The 4358-nt window shown below is 37.7% G+C and carries 5 protein-coding genes and 1 pseudogene; 1 reads left to right on the top strand and 5 read right to left on the bottom strand.

Annotation, left to right across the window (positions count from 1 at the left end):
• Nucleotides 1-456: hypothetical protein (locus H9631_RS21920; RefSeq protein ID WP_191816551.1), on the top strand; the 456-nt coding region annotated here is incomplete at its 5' end.
• 80 nt (nt 457-536) lie between these two features.
• On the opposite strand, the gene H9631_RS21925 is transcribed toward H9631_RS21920, so the two are convergent.
• The 5 genes and pseudogenes from H9631_RS21925 to H9631_RS21945 form a co-directional block, all read right to left on the bottom strand.
• Nucleotides 537-1241 carry an ABC transporter ATP-binding protein gene (locus tag H9631_RS21925; protein WP_191816559.1) on the bottom strand — a complete coding sequence of 235 codons (705 nt, stop codon included), beginning with the start codon at nt 1239-1241 and terminating at the stop codon, nt 537-539.
• A 2-nt stretch (nt 1242-1243) separates the two neighbouring features.
• Entirely contained in the window at nt 1244-2023 is a 780-nt protein-coding gene (locus H9631_RS21930; RefSeq protein WP_191816553.1) for an ABC transporter ATP-binding protein, read from the bottom strand.
• Nucleotides 2016-2963 carry a branched-chain amino acid ABC transporter permease gene (locus H9631_RS21935; RefSeq protein WP_191816555.1) on the bottom strand — a complete coding sequence of 316 codons (948 nt, stop codon included), beginning with the start codon at nt 2961-2963 and terminating at the stop codon, nt 2016-2018. Before H9631_RS21935 ends, H9631_RS21930 begins: the two co-directional genes overlap by 8 nt.
• 13 nt (nt 2964-2976) lie before the next feature.
• Nucleotides 2977-3852 (bottom strand): branched-chain amino acid ABC transporter permease, encoded by an 876-nt coding sequence (locus tag H9631_RS21940; protein ID WP_191816561.1) that lies wholly within the window; start codon nt 3850-3852, stop codon nt 2977-2979.
• 78 nt (nt 3853-3930) lie between these two features.
• Nucleotides 3931-4284: pseudogene (locus H9631_RS21945) on the bottom strand (ABC transporter substrate-binding protein); the annotation flags it as partial.
• Nucleotides 4285-4358: the final 74 nt, after the last annotated feature.

The following is a 4358-nucleotide window of genomic DNA, read 5'->3' on the forward strand; positions in this document are numbered from 1 at the left end:
TTTGACACCCCGCATCATACCAAGAGGGCTTTTTCTGTTCAAGTCCCCGAAAATCCTTCTAACAGGAATGCTCCTTTTTCTAATTCTTCAGAAGGGGTTAAACAGCAGGGTCTTGTAGTACATCTTCATCTATTAACTTTTAAGCCACTGCATTCGGGCAGAGTATGGAAAACCTTTGCTAATTGCGGCACTTATTTCAGGCTCCTGAATAAAATTAATGATCATTTTGGCCGAATTTTTATTGGGCGCACCTTTAGGAATAGTGAAATTATCAATATAAAAAATAAACCCCTTTCGGGTAAAGCTGTTTTTATAGTAGGGCTGTCGCTGTCAAATGCCTTAATGTTCGGCAACAGGTCAATTAAGTTTTCTTGCGACTTTTTAAGTACTTTAGTGTCAGTAGCATTTATAGATTTTCCTTGTGGAACGTTGGTAATACCTAAGAGAGCCCTTTGATCGTCTAAGGCGACTCCTGAATTTTTAAATTCAGGAGTCATTAGGTCTTTATAGCTGCTAATTTCTGTATCTACTAACCCCTACCCACCAAGATAGGCTTTTTTTACTTCTTCACTTTCTTGAAGCTCCTTAGCACTTCCAGATAAAATCATTTTTCCTGTTTCAATTACATATCCTCGACTGGCAATCGATAGTGCCATATGAGCATTTTGCTCAACGAGAAGAATTGTCGTTCCTTCATCATTAATATCTTTAATAATATCAAAAATGGTTTGGACCATTAAAGGAGCTAACCCCATGGATGGCTCATCTAATAGTAATAATTTAGGCCTAGCCATTATGGCACGCCCCATTGCTAGCATTTGCTGCTCACCACCCGAAAGTGTTCCAGCCATTTGTTTACGGCGCTCATACAGACGAGGAAAAACTTCATAAACTTTTTGAAAGCTTTGTTGTATTCCCGCCTTATCTCTACGTAAAAATGCTCCTAGTTCAATATTTTCCTCCACGCTCATTTCTGCAAATACTCGTCGACCTTCAGGCACTTGAGAAATACCTGCCTTAACGATACTTTGGGCTGGTTTTCCAGCAATGGATTCATCTAAATAAATAATTTCTCCTTCTTTTGGTCGGATTAAACCTGACAAAGTTTTTAGCAACGTACTTTTCCCTGCACCGTTTGCACCAATAAGCGAGACAATCTCACCTTTTTCAACCTCCAGTGAAATGCCTTTTAAAGCGTGAATTCGTCCGTAATAAACATTTAAATTGTTAATTTTTAGCATCGTCATTTTTGAACTTCCTCCCCTAAATAAGCCTCAATTACTTTCGGATTATTTCGGATTTCTTCGGGAAGTCCTTCTGCAATCAGGACACCATGATCCAAAACATAGATTCTTTCACAAATTCCCATGACTAAATTCATATCATGTTCAATGAGTAAAATGGTTAAATTGAACTTTTCACGCACGAATGTAATCAAATCCATTAATTCTATTGTTTCTTGCGGGTTCATCCCGGCGGCAGGCTCGTCTAATAATAATAATTCTGGCTGTGCAGCAAGCGCACGGGCAATTTCTAATCGACGTTGTTTTCCATAAGGTAAATTTCGAGCTTCTTCATCTTTATACTTATCAAGTCCGAAAATTTCTAAAAAAAGCATTGCCTTTTTTTCCATCTCCCGTTCTCCTCTAAAATGAGCTGGCAAACGTAAAATGGAACTCACTACGGAATGATTAACAATGGAATGGTAGGCAACCTTAACATTATCTAAAACAGACAGCTCATTGAATAGCCTAATGTTTTGAAAGGTACGGCTAATCCCGCTGCGCGTTACTTTATAGGGAGCTAGACCGTTAATACGTTTATGATTAAATATAATATCGCCTTCTGTTGGTACATAGACACCTGTAAACATATTAAAAGCTGTCGTTTTTCCCGCTCCGTTCGGTCCGATTAGCCCAACAAGTTCTCCTCTATTAATTTCCATCGTTACATTTGAAACTGCTTTTAGGCCACCGAATTTTATTCCTAAATTTTTTACTTGAAGTAAAGGCTGTTTACTCATTACGATCGCCTCCCTTCGATTTTCCCCACATTTTGAAGTAATCTGTAATTTCCATTGTCCCCATTAATCCTTTCGGGCGATACAGCATGACAAGAATCAGAATGATGCTATATAAAATCATTCTCATTTCAGAGTAACTTTGGAGAAAAGTTGAAACAACCGTAAGTAAAATGGTTGCAATAATTGCACCTGATAAACTTCCTAGACCACCAAGTACAACAAAAATTAAAATTTCAATAGATTTCATAAATCCGAAGTTTACTGGTTGAATAATATAGAAGTTATGAGCAAACAACGCTCCCGCAACCCCAGCAAAAAATGAACCGATTGCAAAGGCAAGCACCTTATAATACGTAGTATTAATCCCCATTGCATCTGATGCAATCTCATTTTCCCGTATAGAAATACATGCTCTTCCGTGTCGTGAATTTGTAAAGTTTATAATGACAACGATCGTAACAAACAAACAAATAAAAGCGTACGTCCATGTAGTAAAATGAGAAACTTGTATCCCTGCTGCGCCACCGACATAATCAATATTAAGAAACACAATTCTAATGATTTCCGCAAAACCAAGTGTAGCAATTGCTAAATAATCGCCTCGAAGTCGAAGGCTCGGTATACCGACAATTAAACCCGCAAAAGTGGCAATCACCCCAGCCAGAACAATGGCAACTGGAAATGGAAGGCCTAGCCTCATTGTAGCAATTGCAGAAATATAAGCGCCAACTGCTAAAAAGCCTGCATGACCAAGAGAGAATTGACCTGTAATTCCTATTACTAAATGCAGACTTACAGCAAGTATGATATTAATCGAAATAAATATCAGCGTATTTAAATAATAAGCATTCATGATATCTGTCACAATTAGAAGCTGAACACCCGCATATATAGCAACTGCCAATCCAACAAATGCCCAAAACTTTTTAGAATTTTTCATCTTGCTGTCTCACCTACACTTTCTCTCTCGAGTTTTTTCCAAATATACCCGATGGTTTAAATATTAATATTAAAATTAAAATAACGAATGCAACTGCATCTCTCCATAATGAAAGTCCAAGCGCACTTACAATCGCTTCAACTACTCCAAGAAATAAACCGCCAACCATCGCTCCTGGAATTATACCAATTCCACCAAGTACCGCAGCAACAAACGCCTTTAATCCCGGAATAACCCCCATTAATGGATCAATTTTTGTATAGTAAATTCCAAAAACAACACCTGCAGCTCCAGCTAAGGAAGATCCGATTGCGAATGTAGCGGAAATTGTATTATCCACATTAATGCCCATAAGACGAGCTGCATCGCTATCATATGAAACTGCACGCATTGCTTTTCCAATTTTTGTTTTGTGAACAATAAATTGAAGAATGATCATCAATACAATTGCAACTAATAAAATTAAAATCGATTGGCTGCTTACTTGAGCTCCTAAAAAATTAAAAGACTTATTCTGCAATACAGAAGGGTAAACCTCCGGTTGGGCACCACGGAAATAAATGACACCATTTTGAATAAGTAATGAAACACCTATTGCAGTGATTAATGCAGCAATTCTCGTAGCGTTTCTTAAACGCTTGTAGGCAATTCGCTCAATAACGACCCCGATAACTGCACATACTGCCATTGATAAAAGCAAGGCTGGGAAAAAGCTGAGCCCCCAACCAGCAATTGCATAAAATCCGATAAAAGCTCCAATCATAAAAACTTCACCATGGGCAAAGTTAATTAGTTTAATAATTCCGTAAACCATCGTATATCCTAATGCAATTAGTGCATAAATACTGCCGAGTGAAATACCGTTAATCAATTGTTGTAACCATTCCATTCTATTCACCCCTTCTCCCCTATGTTTTAAGCATTAAAAAGGAATGGAGGAACCCCTTCCCCCATCCCTTTTGTTGAATTAAGGATCCACTTTTGTTTTAAAGACTTGCTCTCCATCTTGAAATTCTAAAATGGTTGCAGATTTAATAGGATGGTGATTCTCATCAACTGAATAAAGGCCAGTTATAAGCTCAAGTCCATCTGTTTTTTCCAGTTCCTCTTTAATTTTTTTCGAATCTACTTCTCCAGCACGTTCAATAGCATCTTTTAATAAATAAACGGTATCGTATCCTAACGCATTGAATGCATTAGGTGACTGATTATATTTCGCTTTGAACTTTTCTTTAAAGTCTTGAATTTTTCCATCAGGATCCTCAGAGGAATAGTGATTCACTGTAAATGTGTTATTTAAGGCATCCACACCAGCTAAATCGTAAGCCCCCAATCAAACAACGCATATTTTTATGCAGCCCCTCTTAGTATGATCAATGTATCAACTGAAGGAGG

It is taken from the genome of Bacillus norwichensis (genome assembly GCF_014836955.1).
Lineage (GTDB): Bacteria > Bacillota > Bacilli > Bacillales > Bacillaceae_C > Siminovitchia > Siminovitchia norwichensis.